23 protein-coding genes are annotated in these 24897 nt (G+C 73.7%); 15 read left to right on the top strand and 8 right to left on the bottom strand.

Going from position 1 to position 24897, the window contains the following annotated elements:
- Positions 1-169: 169 nt before the first annotated feature.
- Positions 170-2392, bottom strand: coding sequence for an NADP-dependent isocitrate dehydrogenase (locus tag OP86_RS05580; RefSeq protein WP_030256596.1), 2223 nt, complete (start codon positions 2390-2392; stop codon positions 170-172).
- 345 nt (positions 2393-2737) lie between these two features.
- Here OP86_RS05580 and OP86_RS36430 point away from each other — a divergent pair, with 345 nt between their 5' ends.
- Positions 2738-3079 carry an SAV_915 family protein gene (locus OP86_RS36430; RefSeq protein ID WP_063832301.1) on the top strand — a complete coding sequence of 114 codons (342 nt, stop codon included), beginning with the start codon at positions 2738-2740 and terminating at the stop codon, positions 3077-3079.
- Complete coding sequence (locus OP86_RS05570; RefSeq protein ID WP_030057831.1) at positions 3076-3402, top strand: hypothetical protein; 327 nt, start codon at positions 3076-3078, stop codon at positions 3400-3402. The genes OP86_RS36430 and OP86_RS05570 overlap by 4 nt, the downstream gene beginning before the upstream one ends.
- A gap of 45 nt (positions 3403-3447) precedes the next feature.
- Here OP86_RS05570 and OP86_RS05565 read toward each other — a convergent pair whose 3' ends face one another.
- On the bottom strand, positions 3448-3714 hold the full coding sequence (locus tag OP86_RS05565; protein ID WP_157849667.1) for a hypothetical protein: 267 nt from the start codon (positions 3712-3714) through the stop codon (positions 3448-3450).
- A gap of 123 nt (positions 3715-3837) precedes the next feature.
- Entirely contained in the window at positions 3838-4737 is a 900-nt protein-coding gene (locus OP86_RS05560; protein WP_030256593.1) for an EamA family transporter, read from the bottom strand.
- Between the two features lie 252 nt (positions 4738-4989).
- Between OP86_RS05560 and OP86_RS05555 the strand changes: the two genes are divergently transcribed.
- Both OP86_RS05555 and OP86_RS05550 read left to right on the top strand, forming a co-directional pair.
- Complete coding sequence (locus tag OP86_RS05555; RefSeq protein WP_030057829.1) at positions 4990-5913, top strand: serine/threonine dehydratase; 924 nt, start codon at positions 4990-4992, stop codon at positions 5911-5913.
- Between the two features lie 309 nt (positions 5914-6222).
- Positions 6223-7881, top strand: a complete 1659-nt coding sequence (locus OP86_RS05550; protein WP_030057828.1) for an APC family permease — start codon at positions 6223-6225, stop codon at positions 7879-7881.
- A gap of 248 nt (positions 7882-8129) precedes the next feature.
- Here OP86_RS05550 and OP86_RS05545 read toward each other — a convergent pair whose 3' ends face one another.
- The gene (locus OP86_RS05545) at positions 8130-9755 is read right to left on the bottom strand and encodes an FAD-dependent oxidoreductase (RefSeq protein ID WP_030057827.1); all 1626 of its coding nucleotides are present in this window, start codon (positions 9753-9755) and stop codon (positions 8130-8132) included.
- A 302-nt stretch (positions 9756-10057) separates the two neighbouring features.
- On the opposite strand from OP86_RS05545, the gene OP86_RS05540 reads away from it, so the two are divergent.
- The 9 genes from OP86_RS05540 (at position 10058) to OP86_RS05500 (ending at position 16876) form a co-directional block, all read left to right on the top strand.
- On the top strand, positions 10058-11233 hold the full coding sequence (locus OP86_RS05540) for a SchA/CurD-like domain-containing protein (protein WP_030057826.1): 1176 nt from the start codon (positions 10058-10060) through the stop codon (positions 11231-11233).
- Positions 11234-11265: 32 nt separating this feature from the next.
- Positions 11266-11691 (top strand): cupin domain-containing protein, encoded by a 426-nt coding sequence (locus OP86_RS05535; RefSeq protein ID WP_030057825.1) that lies wholly within the window; start codon positions 11266-11268, stop codon positions 11689-11691.
- Positions 11688-12944 carry a beta-ketoacyl-[acyl-carrier-protein] synthase family protein gene (locus tag OP86_RS05530; protein WP_030256587.1) on the top strand — a complete coding sequence of 419 codons (1257 nt, stop codon included), beginning with the start codon at positions 11688-11690 and terminating at the stop codon, positions 12942-12944. The genes OP86_RS05535 and OP86_RS05530 overlap by 4 nt, the downstream gene beginning before the upstream one ends.
- Positions 12945-12949: 5 nt before the next feature.
- Complete coding sequence (locus OP86_RS05525; protein ID WP_030057822.1) at positions 12950-14191, top strand: beta-ketoacyl synthase N-terminal-like domain-containing protein; 1242 nt, start codon at positions 12950-12952, stop codon at positions 14189-14191.
- 56 nt (positions 14192-14247) lie between these two features.
- Positions 14248-14508 carry an acyl carrier protein gene (locus OP86_RS05520; RefSeq protein ID WP_030057821.1) on the top strand — a complete coding sequence of 87 codons (261 nt, stop codon included), beginning with the start codon at positions 14248-14250 and terminating at the stop codon, positions 14506-14508.
- Between the two features lies 1 nt (position 14509).
- On the top strand, positions 14510-14965 hold the full coding sequence (locus OP86_RS05515; RefSeq protein ID WP_030057820.1) for an SRPBCC family protein: 456 nt from the start codon (positions 14510-14512) through the stop codon (positions 14963-14965).
- Positions 14966-14970: 5 nt separating this feature from the next.
- A complete protein-coding gene (locus OP86_RS05510; protein WP_030057819.1) occupies positions 14971-15291 on the top strand; it encodes a TcmI family type II polyketide cyclase in 321 nt (106 codons plus the stop codon).
- A 345-nt stretch (positions 15292-15636) separates the two neighbouring features.
- The gene (locus OP86_RS05505; RefSeq protein ID WP_030057818.1) at positions 15637-16077 is read left to right on the top strand and encodes a hypothetical protein; all 441 of its coding nucleotides are present in this window, start codon (positions 15637-15639) and stop codon (positions 16075-16077) included.
- A 109-nt stretch (positions 16078-16186) separates the two neighbouring features.
- The gene (locus tag OP86_RS05500; protein ID WP_030256583.1) at positions 16187-16876 is read left to right on the top strand and encodes a class F sortase; all 690 of its coding nucleotides are present in this window, start codon (positions 16187-16189) and stop codon (positions 16874-16876) included.
- A 72-nt stretch (positions 16877-16948) separates the two neighbouring features.
- Here the strand turns inward: OP86_RS05500 and OP86_RS05495 are convergent, their stop codons facing one another.
- The 3 genes from OP86_RS05495 to OP86_RS05485 all read right to left on the bottom strand — a co-directional run bounded on the left by OP86_RS05495 (position 16949) and on the right by OP86_RS05485 (position 20893).
- Positions 16949-17983 carry a methyltransferase gene (locus tag OP86_RS05495; protein WP_030057817.1) on the bottom strand — a complete coding sequence of 345 codons (1035 nt, stop codon included), beginning with the start codon at positions 17981-17983 and terminating at the stop codon, positions 16949-16951.
- A gap of 102 nt (positions 17984-18085) precedes the next feature.
- Positions 18086-19168, bottom strand: a complete 1083-nt coding sequence (locus OP86_RS05490) for a right-handed parallel beta-helix repeat-containing protein (protein WP_030057816.1) — start codon at positions 19166-19168, stop codon at positions 18086-18088.
- A gap of 390 nt (positions 19169-19558) precedes the next feature.
- On the bottom strand, positions 19559-20893 hold the full coding sequence (locus OP86_RS05485) for a cytochrome P450 family protein (protein WP_051829716.1): 1335 nt from the start codon (positions 20891-20893) through the stop codon (positions 19559-19561).
- Between the two features lie 244 nt (positions 20894-21137).
- On the opposite strand from OP86_RS05485, the gene OP86_RS05480 reads away from it, so the two are divergent.
- Both OP86_RS05480 and OP86_RS05475 read left to right on the top strand, forming a co-directional pair.
- On the top strand, positions 21138-22139 hold the full coding sequence (locus OP86_RS05480; protein ID WP_078588581.1) for a deoxyribonuclease IV: 1002 nt from the start codon (positions 21138-21140) through the stop codon (positions 22137-22139).
- 72 nt (positions 22140-22211) lie between these two features.
- Positions 22212-24332 (top strand): MMPL family transporter, encoded by a 2121-nt coding sequence (locus OP86_RS05475; RefSeq protein WP_051829715.1) that lies wholly within the window; start codon positions 22212-22214, stop codon positions 24330-24332.
- A gap of 45 nt (positions 24333-24377) precedes the next feature.
- Here the strand turns inward: OP86_RS05475 and OP86_RS05470 are convergent, their stop codons facing one another.
- Positions 24378-24593 carry a hypothetical protein gene (locus OP86_RS05470; RefSeq protein ID WP_030057812.1) on the bottom strand — a complete coding sequence of 72 codons (216 nt, stop codon included), beginning with the start codon at positions 24591-24593 and terminating at the stop codon, positions 24378-24380.
- Positions 24594-24897 lie beyond the last annotated feature (304 nt).

Genomic DNA, 24897 nt, shown 5'->3' with positions numbered 1-24897 from the left:
AAACGCTCCCTCAAGTCCGAAAGATCATCGCGTCCAACGGCCACGGTCCTCGCAACTCCCATAGATCGCGGGTGTTGCGAGGACCGTTAGAACCCAAGGTCCGCGGTGACGGACCCGGGGGCCTCCCGGTGGTTCAGCCCGACCAGGGCGTGCCGGGCACGCCTCGGGTTCAGCCGAGGTTGGCGAGCGCCTCGTTGAAGGTCTTGGACGGACGCATCACGGCGGCGGCCTTGGCCGGGTCCGGCTGGTAGTAGCCGCCGAGGTCGACCGGCGAGCCCTGGACGGCGATCAGCTCGTCCACGATGACCTGCTCCTGCTCGGTCAGCGCCGCGGCCAGGCCCGCGAAGGCCTGGGCCAGCTCGGCGTCGGCGGTCTGCTTGGCCAGCTCCTGGGCCCAGTAGGTGGCCAGGTAGAAGTGGCTGCCGCGGTTGTCGATGCCACCGAGGCGGCGGCTCGGCGACTTGTCCTCGTTGAGGAAGGTGCCGGTGGCGCGGTCCAGGGTGTCGGCCAGCACCTGGGCGCGGGCGTTGCCGGTGCTGGTGGCCAGGTGCTCGAAGCTGGCGGCCAGCGCGAAGAACTCGCCCAGGCTGTCCCAGCGCAGGTAGTTCTCCTTGACCAGCTGCTGGACGTGCTTCGGGGCGGAGCCGCCGGCGCCGGTCTCGAACAGGCCGCCGCCCGCCATCAGCGGGACGACCGACAGCATCTTGGCGCTGGTGCCCAGCTCCAGGATCGGGAACAGGTCGGTCAGGTAGTCACGCAGGACGTTACCGGTCACCGAGATGGTGTCCTCGCCGCGGCGGATGCGCTCCAGCGAGAACTCGGTGGCCTCGACCGGGGACTTGATCTCGATCTGCAGGCCGGTGGTGTCGTGGTCGGCCAGGTAGGTCTTGACCTTCTCGATCAGGACGGCGTCGTGGGCGCGAGCGGAGTCCAGCCAGAACACGGCCGGGGTGCCGGTGGCGCGGGCCCGGGTGACGGCCAGCTTGACCCAGTCGCGGATCGGCGCGTCCTTGGACTGGCAGGCGCGGAAGATGTCGCCCGGCTGGACGGCCTGCTCCAGCACGACGTTGCCCTCGGCGTCGACCAGGCGGACGGTGCCGGCGGCCGGGATCTCGAAGGTCTTGTCGTGGCTGCCGTACTCCTCGGCCGCCTGCGCCATCAGACCGACGTTGGCCACCGAGCCCATGGTGGCCGGGTCGAACGCGCCGTGGGCACGGCAGTCGTCGATGACGACCTGGTACACGCCGGCGTAGCTGTGGTCGGGCAGCACGGCGAGGGTGTCGGCCTCCTGGCCGTCCGGGCCCCACATGTGGCCGGAGGTGCGGATCATGGCCGGCATCGAGGCGTCGACGATGACGTCGCTCGGCACGTGCAGGTTGGTGATGCCCTTGTCGGAGTCGACCATGGCCAGGGCCGGGCCCTCGGCCAGCTCGGCCTCGAAGGAGGCCTTGATCTCGGCGCCCAGGTGCGGCACGCCGTCCAGGCCGGCCAGGATGCCGCCGAGGCCGTTGTTCGGGTTCAGCCCGGCGGCGACGAGGACCTCGCCGTACTTCGCGAAGGTCTTCGGGAAGAAGGCGCGCACGACGTGGCCGAAGATGATCGGGTCGGAGACCTTCATCATGGTGGCCTTGAGGTGCACCGAGAACAGCACGCCCTCGGCCTTGGCGCGGGCGACCTGGGCGGCCAGGAACTCGTTCAGGGCGGCGGCGCGCATCACGGAGGCGTCGACGACCTCGCCGGCCAGCACCGGCACCTTCTCGCGCAGGACGGTGGTGGTGCCGTCCTCGCCGAGCAGCTCGATGCGCAGGGCGCCGTCGGCGGCGATCACGGTCGACTTCTCGGTGCTCGCGAAGTCGTTCTCGCCCATGGTGGCGACGTTGGTCTTGGAGTCGGCCGTCCAGGCACCCATGCGGTGCGGGTGGGTCTTGGCGTAGTTCTTGACCGACAGCGGGGCGCGGCGGTCCGAGTTGCCCTCGCGCAGGACCGGGTTGACGGCGCTGCCCTTGACCTTGTCGTAGCGGGCGCGGACGTCCTTGTCCTCGTCGGTCTGCGGGTCGTCCGGGTAGTCCGGCAGGGCGTAGCCCTGGGCCTGCAGCTCGGCGATCGCGGCCTTCAGCTGCGGCACGGAGGCCGAGACGTTCGGCAGCTTGATGATGTTGGCGCCCGGGGTCTTGGCCAGGTCGCCCAGCTCGGCGAGGGCGTCGCCGATCCGCTGCGCCTCCGCGAGACGCTCCGGGAAGCTCGCGATGATCCGCCCGGCCAGGGAGATGTCGCGGGTCTCCACCCGTACACCCGCGGTCGAGGCGTAGGCCTGGACAACCGGCAGGAACGAGTAGGTCGCCAGGGCCGGAGCCTCGTCGGTGTGCGTATAGATGATGGTCGAGTCAGTCATCGGTACTCCGCTTCACGTCTCCAACGTCTTGACGTCAAGATATCTCGTCACGGGCCCCTCGCTCCACCTCCCCCCGCCCCGGAGCGTGCGACGGTCCCGCCGGGGGCGCTGCGGCGGCTGCGGCGCGGGGCCAACTCCACGGTCGTTCGAGGTGGAGCGCGGGGCAAACCGAGCGCCCCCGGGCAGTGGTGTAGTCCGGTCGGGTGAGCCGAACGTCAGGAGTGCGTCAACGCACCACCCCATTCGGTCAACGCTGCGTCAGGACCGGCGACGCCCGGGGCGAGCCGCCCTAGCGTCGAGACAGCAGTTCCGGCAGGCACCACCACCCCACCCGGGAGCATCCGCATGGCCCGCGTCGTCTGGCACGTTCCGGTCACCACCTCCGGTACCGGAAGCACCACCGCACTCCGCCTCTTCCGCCTGCGCGACGGCCGCCGCTGCGCCGTCGGATTCTCCAGCCCCGAAGCCCTCACCGCCCTGCTCGGGCCGGACCAGGCGTACACCGAGCTCGGCGAACCCGCCCTGCGCGAGCTCACCGCCCCGCTCGGGGTCGACGCCCTGGTCCTGGACCCGAGGCTGGTCGCCCCGCCCGCCACCTCGCCCGCCGCCCCGGCCGGTCCGGGCGCCCCAGCAGGCCCGGGCGCACTGCTCGCCCCGGCCCCGACCGCACAGCTCCAGCACCGGTGACCGCCCCGCTCCAACTCGTCCCGGGCGGTCTGGCCACCGAGGGCCGTCCCCGGCCGGCCCGGGACCTGCACGCGATCGCCCGGGTCAGCTACGGCCCGGTGCCGCTCGACTTCGACCGGCTGGCGGCCGAGTTCCCGGCCGTCCGGAGCGGACTCGCCCTGGCCGGCGAGGTCGACCTGGAACTCCGCCTCGCCTGCACCGACCTCGCGGAGTTACGGGCCGTCGCCGCCGCGCTGCACCGCGCCGGCGCCGCCAGGGTCCACATCGACCTGGTCCTGCGAGCCCTCATCCCGTCCCCGGTGACCCTGCGGCCGGTGCCGTGAGCCGTACGGGCCCTGGGCCCCGGGCCCCACGCTGTGGGATCGGGCTCACTCCTGCCCGGGGCGCGGGTCCGGGTTGATCGCCTGGCCGTCGATGGGCTGGCCCCAGGCGTCGTCGCCGAGCGCGTCGACGCAGTAGCCGCTGCCCTCGACGTGCCCGCCCGCACCCCGGCACTGCCCGGCGGTGACATCGCGGAGCCCGGTCGTCGCCGCCGGAACAGCGGCGGCGGCCGCGGCACCGGCGGCGACGGTGACGGTGAACAGGACGACGGACACGGTGGTGGCGGCCACCCGGGCCGGCAGTGAGCTGGTCATGCGGACCACGACAGCACGGCCACCGGCCACCGGCGACCACAGGGCGCCCGCCCGGGTGGCCTCCCGGCCGGGCACCCTGAGCGAGGTCCTCCTCGGGGCCTCGCCGGGGCCCTGGCACGGACCCTAGGCGCGGGTCAGCGCCGCGATCGCCGCGAGCAGCAGCGCCGAACCGGCCAGCAGGCCCGCCGTGACCGGCTCGCCGAGGAACAGCACTCCGATCACCGCCGCGGTCGCCGGCTCCAGCAGCACCAGCACCGCGGCCGTCGTGCCCGGGACGGCCGTCAGCCCGGTGAAGTACCAGCGGTAGGCGAGCAGTGTGGGCACCGTGCCGAGGAAGAGCAGCGCGACCCCGGTCACCACCGGCTCCCCGGCCGTCGGCAGGACGCCTTGGGCGGCCGCGAGCGGCAGCAGGCAGAGCAGGCCGGTGGTGAAGGCGCCGGTGCCGGCCCGGGCCGAGCCGCCGCCCCGGGCCCAGAGGGTGAGGCCGCTCTGGCCGGCGCCCGCGAGGACGGCCAGGGCCGCGCCGAGGACCGGGCGCGGGCCGGCCGCCGGGGCGGCGACCAGCAGGGCGAGGCCGCCCAGGGCCAGGGCCACGGCGACGAGCGCACGGCGGGTCAGCCGTTCGCCGAGCAACAGGTGGGCGCCGAGGCCGGTGAGCACGGGGCCGGCGCCGATGGTGATCAGGGTGCCCAGCCCCAGGCCCGCGTAGTGCACGGAGCCGAAGTAGGCGCACTGGCTGATCGCCAGGCCCAGCCCGGTCAGCACCGCGGATCCCCAACGAGCGGAGCCCCATCCGGCGAAGCCCCGCCGGACGGCGCCCCGTTCGGCCCGGGGCCCGCCGGCCGGCAGCAGGGCCAGGCAGAGCGCCGCGACGCCGAAGCGCCAGCAGGAGACGGCCACCGGGCCGAGGCCGCTGGTGCGCATCAGCAGCGCGGCCACGGCGCCGCCGACGCCCCAGGCGACGGCGGCGGCGGAAATGGACAACAGGCCGTGCCGGAAGGGCACGGCAGCGTACGAAGTCATGCGTCGGTACTCCACGATGAGTTGCCGGTCGGGTCCGCTGGGGTCCGCGGGCGGCAGTCATCGCCCCGGCTGTGGGCGGGGTCCGCCGGGCCGGGGTGGGTGGAGTGGGCCGCCCGCTAGCAGGCCGGCGGGGGGAGGATCACGAGACGCACGGGACCACCCTACGCGGGGCGATCGCGATCTTCCCCCCGCCCGACCGCACGACGTAGCGTCGGCCACGAACGAACGCACCCCGCGGCGAAGGAGCAGAACGTGACGGACCAGCTGACGTACGACCAGGTCGAGGCCGCCGGGCGGCGCATCGCCGGGCGGGTGCGCCCGGTCGCGGTGGCGCTGGGCGACGACGCCGAACGGACGTGGCTGGCACTGGAGTTCCTGCAGCACACCGGCAGCTTCAAGGCGCGCGGCGCGCAGAACTTCCTGCTCGCGCACGCCGAGGCGGGCACCCTCCCGGACGCCGGGGTGACCATCGCGTCGGGCGGCAACGCCGGCCTGGCCTGCGCCTGGGCGGCGCGTGAACTCGGCGTGCGGGCAACGGTGTTCCTGCCGGAGACGGCCTCCCCGGTGAAGCTGGCGCGGCTGCGCTCGTACGGTGCCGGGGTACGGCTGGTGGGCCGGGAGTACGCGGAGGCGCTGGCGGCGTGCGAGGAGTTCGCGGCGGGCAGCGGGGCGCTGGCCTCGCACGCCTACGACCACCCGCTGATCGCGGCCGGGGCGGGGACGGTCCTGGAGGAGATCCGCGCCCGGGTGCCCGGGCTGGACACGGTGGTGGTCTCGGTGGGCGGCGGCGGGCTGTTCGCCGGTGTGGCCGTGGCGGCCCGCGAGCACGGTGTCCGGGTGCTCGCGGTGGAGCCGGCCGGCAGCCGCGCCCTGAACGCGGCCCTGGCCGCCGGCCGCCCGGTGGACGTCCCGGTGGCCTCCGTCGCCCAGGACGCGCTCGGCGCGCGGCGCGCCACCGCGCTGGCCGTCGAGGCCGCCGCGCACGAGGGCGTCCGGTCCGTCCTGGTGGACGACGAGGCCATCATTGGTGCCCGCCGCCGGCTCTGGGAGGACCGCCGGATCGCCGTCGAGTACGCCGCGTCCACCGCGCTCGCCGCGCTCGACCAGGCCGAGGGCGAGCGCGTCGCCGTCCTGCTCTGCGGCGCCAACACCGACCCGTCCGACCTGGCGGTCTGACGCCCGTCGATCGATTGCCGTTTACACCCATCGGCATGACTATGCGAGCCCCGCCATTCCTATGACCGGGCTGGGTGGTCCATATTGCCCGACGGGATAGCGAAGCTCAATTCACGCTCAAATGGTGAACCTACTCGCCGGTCACGTAACAGACAACTGAACAGATAGCCGCCTACCTGCACGGTTATCAGGTAAAGAAAGTAAACATTCAGTAATGAAATCTGTGCAGAGGTCTATGAATAGCCCTACTGTGTGGCAACTCTCCGCGCTCCGCCCACCCCGGAGCCCCCACACATAGAGAGATCATCCATGGCTTCCCTCAACCAGATCTCGCCGCCCGGCCAGAGCTCCGGCACCGCCGGGACCGCCCACCGGTCGCTCAAGCGCCACGTCGGACTCGTCGGCCTCATGTGGGCCTCGGTCGGCTCGATCATCGGCTCCGGCTGGCTCTTCGGTGCGAAGAGCGCCGTCACCGCCGCCGGGCCGGCGGCCGTCATCTCCTGGGGCATCGGCGCCGTCGCGATCGTGCTGCTCGCGCTCGTACACGCCGAGCTCGGCGGACTCTTCCCGGTCTCGGGCGGCACCGCGCGCTACCCGCACTACGCCTTCGGCGGCCTGGCCGGCATGTCCTTCGGCTGGTTCTCCTGGCTCCAGGCGGCCACCGTGGCACCGATCGAGGTCGAGGCCATGATCAACTACGCCAAGGACTCGCCCTGGGCCGGCGGGCTGCTGAACGCCGACAAGACCCTGACCACCAGCGGGTTCCTCGTCGCGACCGTGCTGATGGCCGTGTTCGTCGCAGTCAACTTCCTCGGCGTGAAGGTCCTCGCCCGGACCAACAGCATCGCCACCTGGCTGAAGATCTTCGTTCCTCTGCTCACGATCTTCATGCTGGCGATCACCAGCTTCCACGGCTCCAACTTCACCTCGCACGGCTTCGCCCCGTTCGGCGCCAAGGGCGTGCTCGCCGCGATCAGCACCAGCGGCATCATCTTCGCGCTGCTCGGCTTCGAGCAGGCCATCCAGATCGCCGGTGAGAGCCGCAACCCCAAGCGCGACATCCCCCGCGCGGTGCTCGGCTCCGTCGCCATCGGCACCCTGATCTACACCCTGCTGCAGGTCGTCTTCATCGGCGCGCTGCCGGTCGGCGCCTTCGCCGACGGCTGGGCGAAGCTCGACTTCCCCGGCATCGACGGCCCCTTCGCCGGTCTGGCCACCCTGGTCGGCCTCGGCTGGCTGTCCTACGTGCTGAAGGTCGACGCCGTGATCTCCCCCGGCGGCACCGGCCTGATCTACACCACCTCCACCTCGCGCATCTCCTACGGCCTGAGCCGCAACGGCTACGCCCCGCAGAAGTTCGAGCAGCTGGACAAGAACGGCGTGCCGTGGTTCGGCCTGATCATCTCCTTCGTGACGGGCGTGATCTGCTTCCTGCCCTTCCCCAGCTGGCAGGAGCTGGTCGGCTTCATCACCTCCGCCAGCGTGCTGATGTACGCCGGCGCCCCGCTGGCCTTCGGCGCCCTGCGCCGCCGGCTGCCTGACCGCGAGCGCTCCTACCGGCTGCCGCTGGGCGGCGTGATCTCCCCCGCCGCCTTCGTGGTCTCCAGCCTGATCATCTACTGGTCCGGCTGGCAGACCCTGTCCCGTCTGGGCATCGCCATCGTGATCGGCTACGTCCTGCTCGGCAGCTACGCCGCGTACGCGATCAAGAAGGGCCTGCCGAACGCGCCGCGCCTGAACTGGAAGTCCGCCCAGTGGCTGCCGGTCTACCTGCTGGGCCTCGGCCTGATCTCCTGGCAGGGCGGCTTCGGCGACGGCACCGGCCGGATCCCGATGTGGTGGGACATGAGCCTGGTGGCGCTGTTCGCCGTCGGCATCTACTACTGGGCGATCCGGGTCGCCCTGCCGGCCGAGGCGATCGAGCAGGAAGTCGCCGACGTCGAGGTGGTCGACGCGGGCGGTCACTGACACCCCCGAAGCACCGAAGGGCCCGCCGTACGACGGCGGGCCCTTCCGCGTGCCTCGGGGCGTCAGGACCTCGGGGCCTAGGGCGTGTCTGACAATTCGCGTCGGGTCAGCGCGCGGCGTTGGGGTGCGTGCATCGCAAGGCGGAGGAGGGAGCCACTGCGGAGCATTGGCGACTGACGACAACGCGGCGAGGTGCGTGCCCCGGCGTCGTGCGCCCGGCGGGAATTGTCAGACACGCCCTAAGGGCGTCAGAGCCCGAGCACCGTCCGCAGCGCCGTGGCGATCTCCTGCTCCGGATCCGGCGTCGGGCCGGGCGAGCGCCAGGCGACGAAGCCGTCCGGGCGGACCAGGACCGCGCCGCCCGGGCCGACGCCGTGCAGGGCGGCGAAGTCCGCGCCCGGCTCCGGGGCCAGGTCGTCCTCGGCGCCGTCGCCGATCCGGTAGGCGTCCAGCGGGACGGCCAGCCGGTCGGCCGCCCGCCGGGCGCCCGCCTGCCAGACACCGCCCTCGGGGCCGGTGAGCAGCACCATCGCCTGCTCGTACAGGTCCAGCGTGGAGAGCCTCACCCCCGCCCGCAGCAGCCACTGGTGCGGGGCGCGGCTGCCCGGCTCGCCCGCCGACTCGAACCGCTCGGGGACGACGGCCCCCGCCCGGTCGGCCCCGACCACCGCGCCCACCGGGTAGCGGTAGCCGAGCGCCACCGCGAGCACCCCGGCCTGCCGGCCGACGCCCGGCACCACCGCGTAGCCCGGGTGGCTGTGCTCGGCGGAGCGGGCCGAGGCCCGCTCGCTGGTCACCTGGGCGACCGGGCGGCGCTCCTGCCCGTACGTCTCCAGCAGCCGCGGCCCGGCCCAGCCGCAGAGCACGGCGGCGAGCTTCCAGGCCAGGTTGTGGGCGTCCTGGATGCCGGTGTTGGACCCGAAGGCGCCGGTCGGGGACATCTCGTGGGCGGAGTCCCCGGCGAGGAAGACCCGCCCGGCGCCGTACCGCTCGGCCACCCGTTCGGCGGCGTGCCAGGGCGCCCGGCCGGTCACCTCGACGTCCAGCTCCGGCAGGCCGACCGCGGTGCGGATGTGCCGCTCGCAGCGCTCGTCGGTGAAGGCCTCCAGCGGCTCGCCGTGCTCGGGGTGCCAGGGCGCGTGGAAGACCCACTCCTCCTGGTTGTCCACCGGCAGCAGCGCGCCGTCGGCCTCCGGGTTGGTCAGGTAGCAGGCGATGAAGTGCCGGTCGCCGACCACGTCCGCCAGGCGCTTCGCCCGGAAGGTGATGCTGACGTTGTGGAACAGCTCGCCCTTGCCGCTCCGGCCGATGCCCAGGCGCTCGCGGACCGGGCTGCGCGGGCCGTCCGCCGCGATCAGGAACTCCGAGCGCACCACCCGCTCCTCGCCGCTCTCCCGGCTGCGCAGCACCGAGGTGACGCCCTCGTCGTCCTGCTCGAAGGAGACCAGCTCGGTGCTGAACCGCACGTCGCCGCCCAGGTCGCGGGCCGCGCGCAGCAGCACCGGCTCCACGTCGTTCTGGCTGCACAGGCACCAGGAGCTGGGGCTGAAGCGGGCCAGCCGGCCGCCCGGGTCGATCTCGCGGAACAGCCATTCCTGCTCGGTGCCGGTCAGCGAGGGCGCCTGCAGGATGCCGTGGTTGGGGGCGAGGACCGAGGCCGCCTCGCGGATCGCCGGCTCGATCCCGGCGACCCGGTACAGCTCCATCGTGCGGATGTTGTTGCCTCGGCCGCGTGGGTGATGCGAGGTGTCGGCGTGCTTCTCGACCAGCAGGTGTCTGACCCCGAGCCGACCGAGGAAGAGTGAGGCCGACAGCCCGACCAGCGAGCCGCCCACGATCAGGACCGGCACCCGGTCGTCAACCTTCGGATTCATCAATTGCTCCACCCTGTAAGGGGATTCCGCGGCCCGGCGACTGGACTCGGCGCCGCCCTCGACGGGCCCGCGCAGCCGGGGGCCCCGCTCTTCCATCCCCCGCCGGAGGGGGCCTGTGCCGCCCCGTCGCCCGGATGGCCCGCAAATCTCGCGCCGAACCCGCTGAGCCGCCCACGATCGACCTCAGGCCTGGCGCCGACTGCCCGGGCCGACCGCCGTCGCACCGCCTCCCAGGCCGGGGAGCACCCGCCGGGCACGGCCGACACGGCCCGCAGCGTGCGGCCCAGAGCAGAAAGTGGATCATGACAACTCTGTCCGAACCCCAGCCGAAGCAGCAGGCCGAGTCCGACACCCGATTGCGGGTGGTGCTGATGCTGGAGATCCAGGACGGTGCCCAGCAGCGCTTCCTCGACGTGTACGAGCAGCTGCGGCACCAGGTGGCCTCGGTCCCCGGTCACGTCAGCGACCAGCTGTGCCAGTCGATCAACGACCCGCGCCAGTGGCTGATCACCAGCGAGTGGGAGGACCAGGAGACCTTCCTGCAGTGGGTGGACAGCCCGGCGCACCGCGAGATGGTCAAGCCGATGCACGGCTGCGTCAGCGACAACTTCCGCTCGCTGCGCTACGCCGTCCTGCGCGAGACCTCGGCGGCCGGCTCCACCGGCACCCGCGCCCCGATGGAGGTGCCGCCCGGCCTGCCGCGCATCACGCCCGCCGGGCACGTCGGCCCGCCGAAGGCCGAGCCGGGCCCGGACGGCGTGGTCCGCCACGCGCTGACCTTCACCGTCAAGCCCGGCAGCGAGCCCGAGGTGGCCCGGATCCTCTCCGGCTACGCCTCTCCCAGGGCCGAGGTGGACGAGCACACCCGGCTGCAGCGCACCTCGCTGTTCATGCACGGCAACCGGGTGGTACGGGCCGTCGAGGTGATCGGCAACCTCGGCGACGCGCTGCGCCACGTGGCGATGCAGCCCGAGGTGCGGGCCGTCGAGGAGGCGATCAACCCGTACCTGGAGGAGACCCGCCAGCTGGGCGACCCGCAGGCCGCCCGCGCCTTCTTCGCCAGGGCGGCGCTGCCCGCCAAGCACCAGGCGATCGCCAGCTCCCCCGCCTCCGGCCGGCTGCACCGGCACGCGGTGCTCTACCCCGTCCGGCCGGGGCACGGCCAGGCCGTGGCCGAGCGGCTGGCCCAGCACGACAACCTGGCCACCGCCGACCCGACCGGTCCGGTCGCGGCGGGCACGGTCTTCCACCGCGAGGACGTGGTGGTGCGCCTGGTCGACCTGCGGGTGCCGGCCGAGGCCGACCCGGCGGCGGCCCTCGGCGTGGCGGACGACCGGGAGGCGGCCGCGCTCGCCGTCCTGCTCGACCTCGGCCCGCACGGCGACCTGCGCACCGTCGCCGGCCTCGGCGCTTTCCTCGCCGCCCGCGCCATGAACCCGGTCACCGACCGCAAGTCCGCCGACCCCCGCGCCAACTGACGCTCAGTCACCTTCCGGAAGAAGAGAGCACCATGAGCACGCAGTACCCACGGATCGTCAACGTCGACGAGGCTCCGGAGAACCGCCGGCACGGCGCCGAGCTCCGCACCATGCTCACCCCGACCAGCTGCGGGGCGACCAGCGGTTTCATGGGCCTGGCGATCGTCCGGCCCGGCGAGCGGATCCGCGAGCACTACCACCCGTACTCCGAGGAGTTCGTGTTCGTCGTCTGCGGCGACCTGGAAGTGGACCTGGACGGGAAGCCCCACCCGCTCAAGCCCGACCAGGGCCTGATGATCCCGATCAACATGCGCCACCGCTTCCGCAACGTCGGCGACACCGAGGCCCGGATGGTCTTCCACCTCGGCCCGCTCGCCCCGCGCCCCGACCTCGGCCACGTGAGCACCGAGGAGACGGCCGCCTCGGACCCTCCGGAACACGCCAAGGTGGGCTCGTGACCCGGCGCGTCGCCGTCACCGGGATCGGTGTGGTCGCACCCGGTGGGGTCGGCGTCCCGGCGTTCTGGGACCTCCTCACGGCCGGCCGCACCGCGACCCGGGGCATCACGCTCTTCGACCCCACCGGGTTCCGCTCCCGGATCGCCGCCGAGGTCGACTTCGATCCGGCGGCCCACGGGCTGGGCCCGGAGGACGTCCAACGGGCGGACCGCTACGTGCAGTTCGCGATGGTCGCGACCGACGAGGCGATCGCCGACGCCGGCCTGGACCTCGCCGCCGAGGACCCGTGGCGGATCGCCGTCTCGCTCGGCACCGCCGTCGGCGGCACCACCCGGCTGGAGCACGACTACGCCCTGGTCAGCTCCGCCGGCGCGCGCTGGGACGTGGACCACCGGCAGGCGAAGCCGCAGCTGCACCGGGCCTTCGCGCCCAGCACGCTGGCCTCCGCGGTCGCCGAACGGACCGGCGCCCACGGCCCGGTGCAAACCGTCTCCACCGGCTGCACCTCCGGCCTGGACGCGATCGGCTACGGCTTCCAGGCCGTCGAGGAGGGCCGCGCCGACATCTGCATCGCCGGCGCCTCCGACTCCCCGATCTCGCCGATCACCGTCGCCTGCTTCGACGCCATCAAGGCCACCAGCGAGCGCAACGACGACCCGCAGCACGCCTCCCGCCCCTTCGACGCCGGCCGCGACGGCTTCGTCCTCGGCGAGGGCGGCGCCGTCCTGGTGCTGGAGGAGCTGGAGCACGCCCGCCGCCGCGGCGCCCGGATCTACGGCGAGGTCGGCGGCTTCGCGACCTTCGGCAACGCGTACCACATGACCGGCCTCACCAAGGAGGGGCTGGAGATGTCCCGGGCGATCGACCACGCGCTCGCCCACGCCCGGGTCGACCGCGGCGACGTCGACTACGTCAACGCGCACGGCTCGGGCACCAAGCAGAACGACCGCCACGAGACCGCGGCGGTCAAGCGCTCGCTGGGCGGGCACGCCTTCGAGACCCCGATGAGCTCGATCAAGTCGATGGTCGGGCACTCGCTCGGCGCCATCGGCGCCATCGAGGTCGTCGCCTGCACGCTGGCGCTCGCCCACGGCGTCGTGCCGCCGACCGCCAACTACGAGACTCCGGACCCGGAGTGCGACCTCGACTACGTGCCGCGCACCGCGCGCGAGCTGCCGCTGAGCCACATCCTCTCGGTCGGCAGCGGATTCGGCGGATTCCAGTCCGCCGTCGTGCTCAACAGAACGGGGTGAGTTCCATGACGTCACGTCAGCAGGGCCGCCGGGCGGTGGTCACCGGCCTCGGCGTGGTGGCACCGAACGGTGTCGGGGCCGACGCCTTCTGGAAGGCCACCAGGCAGGGCGTGAGCGTCCTCGACCGGATTTCCCGCGAGGGCTGCACCGAGCTGCCGCTCAGGATCGCGGGCCAGGTGCAGGACTTCGAACCGCAGTCGGCGATCGACAACCGCTACCTGGTGCAGACCGACCGCTTCACGCACTACGCGATGGCCGCCGCCGACCTGGCGGTGGCGGACGCCGGCTTCCGGCCCGACGCCGAACAGCCCTTCGCGGTCGGCGTGGTGACCGCGGCCGGCTCCGGCGGCGGCGAGTTCGGCCAGCGCGAGCTCCAGCAACTCTGGGGCCAGGGCCCGAAGTTCGTCGGACCGTACCAGTCCATCGCCTGGTTCTACGCGGCCAGCACCGGCCAGATCTCGATCCGCGGCGGCTACAAGGGCCCGTGCGGGGTGGTCGCCAGCGACGAGGCGGGCGGCCTGGACGCCCTCGCGCACGCCGCCCGCGCGATCGGCCGCGGCACCGACGCGGTGGTGGCCGGCGCCGCCGAGGCCCCGCTGGCGCCGTACTCGATGGTCTGCCAGCTCGGCTACCCCGAAGTCAGCCTGGCCGAGCGGGCCGAGGAGGCCTACCTGCCGTTCACCGCGAAGGCCTGTGGCTTCGCCCCCGCCGAAGGCGGCGCGATGCTGCTGCTGGAGGACGAGCAGGCGGCCCTGCGGCGCGGCGCCAACGTCCGGGCGCACCTGGCCGGGCACGGCGCCACCTTCACCGGGGCCTCCCGCTGGGAGGAGTCCCGGGATGGGCTGGCCGCCGCGATCCGGATCGCGCTGGACGAGGCCCGGATCGCCCCGGAGGAGGTCGACGTCGTCTTCGCGGACGCGCTGGGCGTGCCGGCCGCCGACCGGGCGGAGGCGCTGGCGCTGGCCGACGCGTTCGGCCCGGCCGCCGAGCGCGTCCCGGTCACCGCGCCCAAGACCGGTACGGGGCGGGCCTACTGCGGCGCCCCGCTGCTGGACGTCACCGCCGCCGTCCTGGCCATGGAGGACGGCGTCCTACCGCCCACGCCCAACGTCACCGAGGTCTGCCACGACCTCGCCCTGGTGACCGGGCGCGCCCGCCCGGCCGAACTGCACACCGCCCTGGTGCTCAGCCGCGGGCTGATGGGCTCCAACTCCGCGCTGGTGCTCCGGCGCGGGGAGCGGCCCTGAACCACCCCTGCCACACCCCAGTCACACCTCCGTCACGCCTTTCGAAGGGAAACCCCGTGAGCAACACCCTCAGCTATCCGGAACTCGCCGCCCTGCTGCAGGCCCGGGCCGGCGTCAGCGTCGAGCCGAGCGCCCTGGAGCAGCCGGGCGCGCAGTTCGACGAGTTCGGCGTCGACTCGCTCGGACTGCTCGGCATCGTCGGCGAGTTGGAGAACCGGCACGGCCTCAAGGTCACCTCGGGCGCCGAGTCCGCCAAGTCCCCGGCCGAGTTCCTGGAGCTGGTCAACGCCTCCCTCTCCGCGAAGGCCGGTGCCTGAGATGACCGGACACACCGACAACGAGATCGTCATCGCCGCGCCGCTCGACCTGGTCTGGGAGATCACCAACGACCTGGAGAACTGGCCGGACCTCTTCAGCGAGTACGCCTCGGTCGAGGTCCTGGAGCGCGACGGAGACCGCGTGCAGTTCCGGCTCACCATGCACCCGGACGAGAACGGCCAGGTGTGGAGCTGGGTCTCCGAGCGCACCACCGACAAGGCCTCGCTGGCGGTGCGCGCCCGCCGGGTCGAGCCCGGCCCGTTCGAGTTCATGGACATCCGCTGGGAGTACGCGGAGGTCCCGGCCGGCACCCGGATGCGCTGGGTCCAGGACTTCGCCATGAAGCCCACCGCCCCGGTGGACGACGACGGCATGGTCAACCACATCAACAAGAACTCGCGGATCCAGATGCAGCTGATCCGCGAGAAGGTCGAGAAGCGGGCGGCGGAGCTGTGAGCGGGGTGCACCGGGCCCTGATCGTCGCCCGGATGAAGCCCGAGGCGGCCCCGGACATCGCCGAGGTGTTCGCCCAGTCCGACCAGGGCGAACTGCCGCACCTGATCGGCGTGACCGGCCGCAGCCTCTTCCAGTTCGGCGACGTCTACCTGCACCTGATCGAGGCCGACCGCCCGCCGGGCCCGGCCGTCGCCAAGGTCGTCGGGCACCCGGAGTTCCGGACCGTCAGCGACCGCCTGACCGCCTTCGTCCAGGCCTACGACCCGGCCACCTGGCGCGAGCCCAAGGACGCGATGGCGCGCGAGTTCTACCGCTGGGACCGCTGACCTCCCGCGAACCGAATGGGCCCGCCCCCGGCCGTGCGCCGGGGGCGGGCCCATGCGCGCACCACCGGCCCCGCGTCGGAATCACCCGGACCGCCTGGACCGTACGGATCACCCGGCGGGCCCGGACCGCAGCTATCACCTCGATCACCCGGATCGCCGGGGCACCCGGGTGAACACGCCCGGGACTCCACCCGAAGGGCGGACGCTCCGCACCGGCACCGCCACGCTCCGGTGGCAGGCGGCGGCACGGTGGTTGACGGTGGATCAGGCGCCACCCTCCCGCGAATTCCCTTGTCCGGCACCGTGCCGGCAGTCGCGGGTCCGCGCGCCGGAAGGATCATCCTCATGCGTTCTGCACGCACGCTGCTCGCCGGGGCGGCCGTCGCCGCCGTCCTGACCGTCGGTGCCCCCATGGCCTTCGCCGACGGTTCCGCCGACCAGGGCAAGAACCTCACCTGGCAGGAGAAGCAGGACAAGCCCGAGATGGGCGCCTCCGACAGCTCGAAGGGCTACGACGACAAGAAGGGCGGCAGCTCCGCCACCGAGGAGCACAAGGGCTCGGAAGAGCACAAGGGCTCCGGCGAGCACAAGGGCACCGAGTCCAAGGGCGAGGAGTCCAAGGGCAAGGAGTACGGCACCCCGCACGGTGGCGTGCACACCGGTGGCGGCGGGCTGGCCCTGTCCGGCGGCGGGCTCGCCTCCGGTGCGGTGCTGCTGCTCGGCGGCCTCGGCGCCGGCGCCTACGCCCTGCGCCGCGGCCGCCGCACCTCCGGCGCGGTCGCCTGACGCCTGAGGCCGTACTTCCGCCGCCTCCGGACGCCCCGCCCCCGGCCCGGGGGCGGGGCGCACCGGGGGCGGCGGGCCGTCGCGGAACCGGTTGGAACGGAGGACAGGAATGACGAGCGGTGCCGCTTCCGGAATGCCCCGGCTGCTGCGCGCGGGAATGGGCGCGGCGGCGGTCGGGCTGCTGCTGATCTACAACTCGGTGGACACCGAGCCGAGCACGGGCCCGGCAGCGACCCAGGCCGCTCCCCCGGCGGCCACCGCGTCGGCCGTCCCCGGGCCGGCGGCCGCCTCCCCGCCCGCCACGGCCGCGGCGGCGCCCGGGGCGCCGGCGCTCAAGCGCTCCAAGCCGACCCGGCTGCGGATCCCGCAGATCGCCGTGGACGCGCCGTTCACCGAACTGGCCCTCAACCCGGCCGGCCATCTCGAAGCCCCGCCGCCGGAGGACAAGAACCTGGTCGGCTGGTACCGGGACGGCGTGACTCCGGGCGAGCGGGGCAGCTCGGTCGTGGCCGGGCACGTGGACACCACCAAGGGCCCGGCGGTGTTCCTGCTGCTGAGCCTGCTGCTGCCGGGCAACAAGGTCGAGGTGAGCCGCGCGGACGGCACCGTCGCGGTGTTCTCGGTGGACTCGGTGGAGACCTTCGCCAAGGACGCCTTCCCCGACAAGAAGGTGTACGGCAAGACGCCCGACCCCCAACTGCGGCTGATCACCTGCGGCGGCACGTACGACAAGAAGCGGCGGGACTACCTGGACAACGTGGTGGTCTTCGCGCACCTGGAGTCCTCCCACAAGGCCTGACGCGCCGCCCGTACGACGACCGCCGGCCCCCGGGAATCGGGGGCCGGCGGTCGTGGTGCGCGGGGGTTCCGGTCAGCCGCGCACGGAGGCCTCGAAGGCGTGCAGGTACGGGTTGACCGGGCAGACCTCGGCGACCGTCAGGCCGGCCTCCTCCATCAGCCGGACCATGCTCTCCTCGGAGTGCTTGGCGCCGCCGACGTTGAGCATCAGCATCAGGTCCATCGCGGTGGTGAAGCGCATCGACGGGCTGTTGTCGACCAGGTTCTCCACCACCACGACGCGGGCGCCGGGGCGGGCCGCCTTCACCACGTTGGCGAGGGTGCGGCGGGTGCTGTCGTCGTCCCACTCCAGGATGTTCTTGATGATGTAGAGGTCGGCGCGGACCGGGATGTCCACCCGGCAGTCGCTCGGGACCAGGTGGGCGCGGGCGGAGAAGGCGCCGCCGTCCCGCAGCCGGGGGTCGGCGCCGGCGACGACCTTGGGCAGGTCGAGCAGGGTCCCGTGCAGTGCCGGGTGCTTCTCCAGCAGGCTGGCCAGCACGTGGCCCTGGCCACCGCCGATGTCGACCACCGAGTCGACGCCGGTGAGGTCCAGGTAGTCGGCGAAGTCGCGGGCGGACTGCCGGCTGGAGGTGGTCATCGCCTTGTCGAAGACCTTCGCCGAGTCGCCGCCCTCGCTGTGCAGGTAGTCGAAGAACTCCTTGCCGAACAGCTCCGGAAAGACGTTGCGGCCGGAGCGGACCGCCTCGTCCAGCCTCGGCCAGGCCTCCCAGGTCCACGGCTCGGTGCACCAGAGGGAGATGTAGCGCAGCGAGTTGGGGGCGTCCTCGCGCAGCAGGCGGGACATCTCGGTGTGCTCGAAGCGGTCGTCGCCGGTCTCGGCGAAGATGCCGTAGCAGGTGAGCGCGCGCATCAGGCGGCGCAGTTGGCGGGGCTCGGTGTCGAGGGCGGCGGCGAGGTCGGTGACGGTGGTCGGGGTGTCGCCGAGCGCGTCGGCGACACCGAGCCGGGCGGCCGCGCGGACGGCGGCGGCGCAGGCGGCGCCGAAGACGAGCTCGCGCAGGCGCATCGCGGCCTGCGGGCTGGTGTGGGCGGGTGCGGTGGTCATGGGCGCTTCCTTGGGTTCCGGGGGGCGGGGCGGCTGGGGTCCGGGGCGCTGCGGTGTGCTCGCGGAGCTGCGGTGTGCTTGCGGGGCTGCGTCCGGGGGTGCTCAGCAGTGGCCGGACGGCTCGGAGCTCCGGCAGGTGTTGCGGGCGTAGGTGGTGTCGGAGCCGGCGTCGCGGTCGGCGAGGTCGGCCGGGCCGTTGCCGCTCAGGTGGTTGTCGGTGACCGTGGCCCGGGTGTTGGTGACGCCGACGACGCTCTTGAAGAGGACGATGCCGCCGGAGAAGTCCGAGGTGCCCGTGTTGTCGCGGACCTCGTTGTCGGTGACCCGGGTGTCCTCGGTGCCGGTGAGCACGATGCCGGCGCCCTGGATGGCGCCCAGGCGCGGGTTGGCCGGGCAGAACTTGTTGTTGGCGACGACCCGGTTGCGCCGCACGTCCAGGTCGCCGGCGCGGGGCACGCCCTCGTCGCCGACCACGAAGACGCCGCCGCAGTTGCCCCTGATGTCGTTGTCCTGGACGGCCAGCCCGCGCAGGCGGCGGACGGTGACGCCGACCCGGTTCCCGGTCAGCTCGTTGCCCTCGACCACGGTGCCCCCGGTGTCGGGCGCGCCGCCCTCGCGGTAGGCGTAGTTGGCGAGGAAGACGCCGGACTGGCCGTTGTCGGTCGAGCGGTTGCCGAGGATGGCGGCCCGGGTGGACATCTCCTGGCTGATGCCCTGCTGGGCGTTGTCGTGGACGTACGTGCGGCGGACGGTCAGGCCGGTGGTGCCGCTGGCGTCGATGCCGTTCTTGCGGAAGCCGGTGACGGCGAGGGCCTCGATCGTGACGCCGGGCAGCGGGTTCTGCTCGGTGCCGACCACGCAGATGCCGTGCCCGGCGGTGGCGCAGGCGTTCTCGGTGCCGTCCCCGGCGGTGATCACGCTGGCCGGGCCGGTGCCGCGCAGGGTGAGGCCGGGGGTGGTGATGCGGACGCTGCCCCGGTGGGTGCCGGGGGCCAGCAGGACGGTGTCGCCGGGGCGGGCGGCGTCGACGGCCCGCTGAATCGATTCGCCCGCCTGGACGACGTGCAGTCGGCCGATGTCGACGGCGTGGGCCGCGGGCGCGGCGGCCAGGGTGGCGAAGGCGGTGGTCAGGGCGGTGGCGGCGGCGGTGGCCGCGGCGAGGTGGTGGACCCGTCGCGTGGGCATGAGTGGTGACCTGTCTTTCGGCGCGCGCGGTGTTCGTGGCGGTGTCGGGGGGTGTGTCAGGGGTGTCGGGGGCGGCGTTCGTGTCGGTGTTGGTGGCGTCCGGCACGGTCCGGCGGCGCGGACTGACGCGCTGTGTGCGGGAGGTGACGGCCGGTGGGTACGGCCGAGTCGACGGTATGGGCGCCGGGGTGGGGCCGCCACCAGGGCTGGGCCGCGGGACTGACGGGGCGTCGGCCGGCGGTGGGACGGCCCGGCGTGGCGCGCGGCGGCCGGACATGACGACGCGCCCGACCGCGGGTGCGGTCGGGCGCGGTGGCGGTGCGGTGGCGGTGCGGTCGGGTGCGTGTGCGGGGTGGTGGTTCCGGGTGCGGCTTCCGTACGGCCCCGGGCTCAGCCCGCGGCGGGGGCCTGCGGCCCGAGGCGGACGGGCACGGCGGCGAGGTGCCAGGCGGCCGGGTTCGGGCCGCGCTCGACGGCCTCCGGGCCGACCGCGAGCGCCAGCTGCGGGTACGTCCGCAGCAGTGCGCCGAAGGCGACCACCGCCTCCTCGTGCGCCAGCACCGCGCCGAGGCAGCGGTGGGCGCCGTGGCCGAAGCCGAGGTGCGCGTCGCGGTGCCCGGCGCGGTCCGGCGCGCTCGCGCGGCAGACGTCCAGGCGCTCCGGTTCGGCGTAGACCCGCGGGTCGTGGTTGGCCCCGGCGAGGATCGGCATCACCGCCTCGCCCTTGCGGATCAGGGTGCCGGCCAGGGTGAGGTCCTCCGTCGCGTAGCGCGGCACCCCGCCGATGGTCGGCCCGCACCACCGCATCAGCTCGTCGACGGCGGCGGGCAGCAGGCCCGGGTCGGCGCGGACCAGCGCCAGCTGCTCGGGGTGGGTGAGCAGCGCGGCCGTGCCGTTGCCGATCAGGGTGGCGGTGGTCTCGTGGCCGGCCACGACCAGGTTGAGGATCAGCGAGACGGTCTCGACCGGGTCGAGGGTGTCGCCGTCGGCCGCGGCGAGCTGGGAGAGCAGGCCCTCGGCCGGTTCGGCGCGGCGGCGCTCGATCAGCTCGCGGGCGGCGGCCACCATGGCGTGCAGCGCCTCGTCGAGGCCGGGCCCGGCGCCCCGGCCGAGGTAGGAGCTCCAGCGGCGCCACTGGGGGCGGTCGGTCTCGGGGATGCCGAGCAGTTCGCAGATCACCGTGACGGGCAGCGGGTAGGCGAAGTGCGCGACCAGGTCGACCACGCCGTCCGGGTCGGCGTGCTCGGGCAGGGCGCGGGCGTACTCCTCGGCGAGCCGTTCGAGCCGGGGGCGCAGACGCTCCACCGCGCCGGCCGTGAAGGCGGGGTGCACCAGGCCGCGCATCCGGCGGTGGCGGGCGCCGTCCGCGTCGAACACGCCGGCGCGCAGGTATTGCGCACACTCGGGCGGCATGCCGCGGGCGCGCCAGACCTGCTCGGTGCGGTGGGCTGGGGCGGGGGCCGGGGTGTCCGGGAGGTCGGCGAAGTCCTGGGTGTCGACGGTGTCCACGTTGTTGACGAAGCGCGGGTCGGACAGCACGGTGCGGACGTCCTGGTAGCGGACGGCGATCCAGAACGGGTCCACGCCGGGGATGGTGGCGCGGGCGAGCGGGGCGCGTTCGCGCAGCTCGGCGAAGGCGGCGAAGGGGTCGCGGATCAGGTCGTCAGCGCGCAGGTCGACCGTCTCGACGGGCGGGACGGTCCCGACGGGTTCGGCGGTGGTCACGGCTGCCTCCTCAGGGGTCGTGGAGTCCACGTGGTCACGGATCGTGACGGCGCCGGCAGTCACCGGGTGCCCTTTTCGCACCGAATTCACTCGATCGAGTACGGAGGATCGTTTCGCCACACCACCGGAACCCCTCTTCTCGGCCCCGCCACCGGCCACTGCGCCCGCCACCCGCAGACCACTGCACCCGCCACCCCATCGGCCCGCCCGACGGCGTCGGCCGCCCGCGTGACATCCTCGGGCCATGACCACCGCGCCCGTACCGCCCGTCGCCGCCGTCCGCAACCCGATCGGCGCGCACGTCCCGGTGGCCGCGCGGGGGCTGGCCGGGACGGGCCTGGCGTACGCACGGCGGGTCGGCGCCGAGACGGTGCAGGTGTTCGTGGCCAACCCGCGCGGCTGGGCCACTCCCCCGGGCAACCCGGCGCAGGACGAGGAGTTCCGCACCGTCTGCGCCGAGCAGGGCGTCCCCGCCTGGGTGCACGCGCCGTACCTGATCAACTTCGGCTCGGACAACCCCGCCACCCGCGAGCGCTCGGCCGAATCGCTGCGGCACTCGCTGCGCCGCGGCCACGCCATCGGTGCGCTCGGCGTCGTGCTGCACACCGGCTCGGCGGTCGGGACGGCGCCCGGCGGCGGCTCGCGCCGGGCCGAGGCGATGGCGCAGGTCCGCGCGGACGTCCGGCCGCTGCTGGACGAGCTCGACGCGCTCGGCGAGGACGCGCCCTGGCTGCTCCTGGAGCCGACCGCCGGCCAGGGCAACTCGCTCTGCTCGCGGCTGGAACAGCTGGCCGAGTACGTGGAGGCGCTGGACCGTCACCCGAAGGTGGGAGTCTGCCTGGACACCTGCCACGCCTTCGCCGCCGGGCACGACCTGGCCGAACCCGGCGGGGTGACGGCCGCGCTGGACGCCCTCGCCTCCGCCGCCGGCCCCGGCCGGCTGCGGCTGATCCACGCCAACGACTCGGAGGACGTCGTCGGCGCCCGCAAGGACCGGCACGCCAACATCGGCGCCGGGATGATCGGCGCCGAGCCGTTCCGCGAGCTGTTCGAACACCCGGAGACGGCCGGCGTACCACTGCTGGTGGAGACCCCGGACCGCAAGCACGGCGGGGACGGCACGGGGCACGCGATGGACATCACGGTGCTGAAGGAGCTGCGGGAGCGGGCGGCGGTCCGGGGTCCGGAGCGACAGCGACCGCGGCAACGGCAACGGCGCCAGCTCCAGCCCCAACACGCTGTCTGAAGCTGCCGGATCGCGGGGCGGGTGGGAGGCTGGAGCGACCTTACTGCCACCGGCCCTCCAGGGGGTTCCGTCATGTCTCCCACCCGGAACCTCGCCGCGCTGCCGTGCGGACGCCGCAGCAAGTGGGTGGTGCTCGCCGTGTGGCTGGTGCTGCTGCTGGCCGTCGGCCCGCTGGCCGGCAAGCTCATGGGCGCCGAGGACAACCAGGCGTCCAGCTGGCTGCCCGGCAACGCCGAGTCCACCCGGGTGCTGACCGCGCAGCGGGCCTTCCAGCCGGTGGACACCGCCCAGGCCGTCGTGGTGTACCAGCGCACAGGTGGCATCACCGCCGCCGACCGGGCCGAGGCCACCCGCGAGGCCGTCGGGTTCGCCGCCGTACCGCACGTCGTCGGGCCGGTGGTCGGCCCGGTGGTCTCCGCCGACGGCCAGGCGATGCAGACCGTCGTGCCGATCGACATCGGCACCAACGGCTGGAACGACCTCAAGCCCGCCGTCGAGCAGCTGCGCCGGACAGCGGCCGCCGGCAGCCACGGCATGACCACCCACGTCACCGGCCCCGCCGGGGTCGGCGCCGACCAGGCCGAGGCCTTCGCGGGCATCGACAGCTCGCTGCTCGCCGCCACCGTCAGCGTCGTGATCATCCTGCTGCTGCTCACCTACCGCAGCCCGGTGCTGTGGATCCTGCCGCTGGTCTCGGCGGCCGGTGCGCTGACCGTCTCCGAGGCGATCATCTACCTGCTCGCCAAGCACGCCGGACTGACCGTCAACGCCCAGAGCGCCGGCATCCTCGTCGTCCTGGTGCTCGGCGCCGGGACGGACTACGCGCTGCTGCTCACCGCCCGCTACCGCGAGGAGCTGCGCCGCCACCGGGACCGGCACGAGGCGATGGCCTTCGCCCTGCACCGGGCCGGGCCCGCCGTCCTCGCCTCCTCGGCGACCGTGGTCGCGTCCATGCTCTGCCTGCTGATCGCCGAGATGAACTCCACCCGCGGCCTGGGACCGGTCTGCGCGATCGGCATCCTGGTCGCCCTGCTGGCCATGCTCACCCTGCTGCCCGCGCTGCTGGTGATCGTCGGCCGCTGGGTGTTCTGGCCGGTCCGGCCCGGCTACGGCACCGCGGAGCCGACCAGGACCGGCCGCTGGGCCCACGTCGGGGCCTGGATCGGCCGGCGGCCGCGCAAGGTGTGGGTGGGGACGGCGCTGGCGCTCGCGGCCTGCTGCGTCGGGCTGGTCTCGCTCGACGCCAACGGGCTCTCCACGGCCGGGACCTTCACCGGCAAACCGGACTCGGTGGTCGGCCAGCAACTGCTGGAGCAGCACTTCCCGGGCGGCACCGGCGCGCCGCTCACGATCGTCTCCACCGGCGCCGGTGCCCCCGCCGTGCGCGCGGCCGCCGGGGCGACGGCCGGGGTGTCGGCCACCACGCCGCCGGTCCTCCACGACGGGCAGGCGCTGTTCCGGGCCACCCTCACCGACCCGCCGGACAGCCAGGCCGCCAAGGACACCGTCGACCGGGTGCGGGCCGCCGTGCACGCCGTGCCGGGCGCGGACGCCAAGGTCGGCGGCAGTACGGCCGTGGTGCTGGACGCCGGGCGCGCCGCCGGGAACGACAACCGGGCGATCATCCCGCTGGTGCTCGGCGTGGTGCTGCTGATCCTGGCCGTACTGCTGCGGGCCGTCACGGCGCCGCTGGTGCTGATCGCGACGGTGGTGCTGTCGTACGCGGCGGCGCTCGGCATCAGCGCGTTCTTCTTCGCGAACGTCTTCCACTTCCAGGGCCAGGACAGCGCGTTCCCGCTGTTCGTGTTCGTCTTCCTGGTCGCGCTCGGGATCGACTACAACATCTTCCTGATGACCCGGGTCCGCGAGGAGTCCGCCCAACACGGCACCCGCCAGGGGGCGTTGAACGGGCTGTCGGCCACCGGCGGGGTGATCACCTCGGCCGGGCTGATCCTGGCCGGCACCTTCGCCGTGCTCGGCACCCTGCCGGCCGTGGCCTTCGCCGAGATCGGCTTCGCGGTGGCCCTGGGCGTGCTGCTCGACACCCTGGTGGTGCGCTCGGTGCTGGTCACCGCGCTCACCATGGACCTCGACCGGCACATGTGGTGGCCGGGGCGGCTGTCCCGGATGGCGGCCCCCTCCTCACCGGGGTCGCTGCCGACGTCGCTGCCGACGTCACCACGGCAGCCGTGAGCCCGGGGGCCGACGGACGGCCTCCGGGCTCGGGGTGCGGGGGGATCAGCAGTCGCAGTCGCTCTCGCTGTGCTCGGCGAAGTTGAGCCAGGTGGCGTGCGGGCCGAACAGGCCGACACCCGCAGAGCCGGACTCCAGCTTCTGGCTGGACGACTCCTGCGGCGCGTGGCCCCCCGCCATCGCCGCGGTCGGGACCGACACGACGGCACCGGCCACGGCAACGATCACGGCGAGCTTGCGGATCTTCCCACGAAGCGACATCTGATGTCCTTTTGGTTCGTCTCTGGTTCTCAACCACCGCCCTCGAACGGCCTGTTCGGCCGCCCGGCAGGCTGGGCTGCGCCCCACCGGGGAGGCGCCGCGCCAAGGCTGGCACACGAACGCCCACATCCGGGCGCGCGCCGCAACCGGGCTGGGGCATTCGGGTGAGGCAACTCCCCCGACCGGACGAACGGGGCGATCCGGTCACGTATCCGGTCGAACGGCTCGGCGGCGCGCGCCGGACGAGTGCCCGTCCGGCCGCCGTGGCACCGCAAGTCTTGCGGTGCGGCACCGGGCGAACTGA

Source organism: Streptomyces novaecaesareae (genome assembly GCF_000716875.1).
Lineage (GTDB): Bacteria > Actinomycetota > Actinomycetes > Streptomycetales > Streptomycetaceae > Kitasatospora > Kitasatospora novaecaesareae.
Note: the sequence above shows the minus strand (reverse complement) of the source record. Positions and strands in the feature narration are given on the sequence as shown.

Excerpts from the sequence above, each read along its gene's own strand:
- OP86_RS05580 (WP_030256596.1), bottom strand. The coding sequence starts at position 2,392 with ATGACTGACTCGACCATCATCTATACGCACACCGACGAGGCTCCGGCC.
- OP86_RS36430 (WP_063832301.1), top strand. The coding sequence starts at position 2,738 with ATGGCCCGCGTCGTCTGGCACGTTCCGGTCACCACCTCCGGTACCGGA.
- OP86_RS05565 (WP_157849667.1), bottom strand. The coding sequence starts at position 3,714 with ATGACCAGCTCACTGCCGGCCCGGGTGGCCGCCACCACCGTGTCCGTC.
- OP86_RS05560 (WP_030256593.1), bottom strand. The coding sequence starts at position 4,737 with ATGACTTCGTACGCTGCCGTGCCCTTCCGGCACGGCCTGTTGTCCATT.
- OP86_RS05550 (WP_030057828.1), top strand. The coding sequence starts at position 6,223 with ATGGCTTCCCTCAACCAGATCTCGCCGCCCGGCCAGAGCTCCGGCACC.
- OP86_RS05545 (WP_030057827.1), bottom strand. The coding sequence starts at position 9,755 with ATGAATCCGAAGGTTGACGACCGGGTGCCGGTCCTGATCGTGGGCGGC.
- OP86_RS05540 (WP_030057826.1), top strand. The coding sequence starts at position 10,058 with ATGACAACTCTGTCCGAACCCCAGCCGAAGCAGCAGGCCGAGTCCGAC.
- OP86_RS05535 (WP_030057825.1), top strand. The coding sequence starts at position 11,266 with ATGAGCACGCAGTACCCACGGATCGTCAACGTCGACGAGGCTCCGGAG.
- OP86_RS05525 (WP_030057822.1), top strand. The coding sequence starts at position 12,950 with ATGACGTCACGTCAGCAGGGCCGCCGGGCGGTGGTCACCGGCCTCGGC.
- OP86_RS05515 (WP_030057820.1), top strand. The coding sequence starts at position 14,510 with ATGACCGGACACACCGACAACGAGATCGTCATCGCCGCGCCGCTCGAC.
- OP86_RS05505 (WP_030057818.1), top strand. The coding sequence starts at position 15,637 with ATGCGTTCTGCACGCACGCTGCTCGCCGGGGCGGCCGTCGCCGCCGTC.
- OP86_RS05500 (WP_030256583.1), top strand. The coding sequence starts at position 16,187 with ATGACGAGCGGTGCCGCTTCCGGAATGCCCCGGCTGCTGCGCGCGGGA.
- OP86_RS05495 (WP_030057817.1), bottom strand. The coding sequence starts at position 17,983 with ATGACCACCGCACCCGCCCACACCAGCCCGCAGGCCGCGATGCGCCTG.
- OP86_RS05490 (WP_030057816.1), bottom strand. The coding sequence starts at position 19,168 with ATGCCCACGCGACGGGTCCACCACCTCGCCGCGGCCACCGCCGCCGCC.
- OP86_RS05480 (WP_078588581.1), top strand. The coding sequence starts at position 21,138 with ATGACCACCGCGCCCGTACCGCCCGTCGCCGCCGTCCGCAACCCGATC.
- OP86_RS05475 (WP_051829715.1), top strand. The coding sequence starts at position 22,212 with ATGTCTCCCACCCGGAACCTCGCCGCGCTGCCGTGCGGACGCCGCAGC.
- OP86_RS05470 (WP_030057812.1), bottom strand. The coding sequence starts at position 24,593 with ATGTCGCTTCGTGGGAAGATCCGCAAGCTCGCCGTGATCGTTGCCGTG.